Source organism: Rhodovulum euryhalinum, from assembly GCF_004342445.1.
Taxonomy (GTDB): domain Bacteria; phylum Pseudomonadota; class Alphaproteobacteria; order Rhodobacterales; family Rhodobacteraceae; genus Rhodovulum; species Rhodovulum euryhalinum.
Genome location: NZ_SLWW01000042.1, coordinates 1 through 1,473, shown reverse-complemented (window position 1 = coordinate 1,473; position 1,473 = coordinate 1). Strand labels below are relative to the sequence as shown.

4 protein-coding genes and 1 pseudogene are annotated in these 1,473 nt (G+C 66.6%); 1 reads left to right on the top strand and 4 read right to left on the bottom strand.

Annotation, left to right across the window (positions count from 1 at the left end; translation table 11 throughout):
• The 4 genes and pseudogenes from EV655_RS18520 to EV655_RS18505 all read right to left on the bottom strand — a co-directional run.
• Positions 1 to 252: hypothetical protein (locus EV655_RS18520; protein ID WP_132546819.1), on the bottom strand; the 252-nt coding region annotated here is incomplete at its 3' end.
• Positions 245 to 469 carry a hypothetical protein gene (locus EV655_RS18515; protein WP_132546818.1) on the bottom strand — a complete coding sequence of 75 codons (225 nt, stop codon included), beginning with the start codon at positions 467 to 469 and terminating at the stop codon, positions 245 to 247. The genes EV655_RS18515 and EV655_RS18520, both read right to left, overlap by 8 nt.
• Positions 466 to 663 (bottom strand): DNA-binding protein, encoded by a 198-nt coding sequence (locus EV655_RS18510; RefSeq protein WP_132546817.1) that lies wholly within the window; start codon positions 661 to 663, stop codon positions 466 to 468. Before EV655_RS18510 ends, EV655_RS18515 begins: the two co-directional genes overlap by 4 nt.
• Before the next feature lie 320 nt (positions 664 to 983).
• Positions 984 to 1,232 (bottom strand): annotated as a pseudogene (locus EV655_RS18505) (phage tail tape measure protein); the annotation flags it as partial.
• A 44-nt stretch (positions 1,233 to 1,276) separates the two neighbouring features.
• Here EV655_RS18505 and EV655_RS19075 point away from each other — a divergent pair.
• Positions 1,277 to 1,473: type II toxin-antitoxin system RelE/ParE family toxin (locus EV655_RS19075; RefSeq protein ID WP_132546816.1), on the top strand; the 197-nt coding region annotated here is incomplete at its 3' end.

Genomic DNA, 1,473 nt, shown 5'->3' with positions numbered 1-1,473 from the left:
CACCATTGACCCCAGCATGAAGTAGCAAACATAACGACCGGGCGGGTCAGTTCTCGGTGACAACGCCGGGTCAGTTCTCAGTGACAGCCAACAGCGGTGGAGCCCTGTCGCGCGCTGGGGGATCACCAGGAAGCCGACACCGTGATCGCGGATCGCCTGGACGATGGGCAGCAGGTGCGCGGCCTCCGCAGCGACCTTGGTTTCCAGCAGTTCGAGGATTGAGCCGGTGAACTGGATAGGAGTGTCAGGCATTGGCGAAGCCCTCCTGCAGGGCAATCCAGTCCATCAGCGTAGAGCGGCGCGTGGCGATGCGGTGGCCCAGCCGGAAATGCGGCAGCGGACGCTTCGAGCGCGTGCAGAGGTAGTAGACGCGGCGCTGGAACCGGAACTCGTCGGAGTCGTAGAGGAAACGGGCGATCTCGGCGGCGCCCACCATCATGTCGGGCGCGAGCGTGGCGGGCGCGGTCATCGGCCCCTCCCGGCGCGCGGGGCGCTCGGCTTGCGGGAGGCTTCCTGCTCGCGGGCGAGCAGCCACTCGCGCACCGCCTCGATGCGGTAGTAGACGCGCCGGCCGATCACGACGAAGGGCGGGGAAGCCCAGCGCGGCATAGCTTGTGTCGCTGACGGCACGCGCGGCAGGAGCGCGTGCAACGGCGCGCCCATGCGGGGGCGACGGACCTTGGCGACATCGCCCGTCAGGCCGGAGCTGCCGCGCTCGCCGAGGCCGTAGAGGCGGGCATGCCGATGTGGTCTCCAAATGCTACAGATGTGCAGGCTTCAGTGGCGGCTCTGAGGTCGCCGGAGAAATTTGGCGCTCTGGCCCACCATTTCCACGCGAACATCGTGGAACGCGTCATCCACTATTACGTCGATCGAAACTTGCACAAGCTTTTGGGCGCCGATCGCGTCGCGCGGTCTGTCCATGATCTCGCGACGTACAACTCCGCGATACGCCGTCACTGCATCGAGGCTGCGTTGATCATGCGTGCCTTCGCCAAGGACTCGGCCGTGGAGCGGACGATCAGGCCGAGGGATGTGGCGGCGGCAGCGGCGGCCCCGAGGGCGAGGCCCGCCCGGCGCGCAAAGGCCGCAAGCCGGGTGTTCGCCAGGTCCATCTCGCGCGACAGGCGGCCGAAACCGCGGGCTCCGGCCTCGCCCACGCCCTCCAGTTCGGCGCGCACGCGACGGCCGCCCTCCGCCACGAGGCGGACGGAGACCTTCTTCTCAGCCATGGGGGAAACCTTGATTTCTGTATCATGTCATGATACATATTGGCATGATCATCAGCACGCGTGGAAAGCTTGCCGCCGGTGCGGTTCAGGGCCGTTTCGGCAAGGGTTTTCCGGCTGATCTGGTCAGGCGGACGCGCGCCATGCTGTCGGCACTGGACGCGGCCATGCAACTTGAGGATCTGCGTTTTCCGCCGGGCAACCATCTGGAAGCCCTGAGTGGGGATCGCGCAGGGCAGCATTC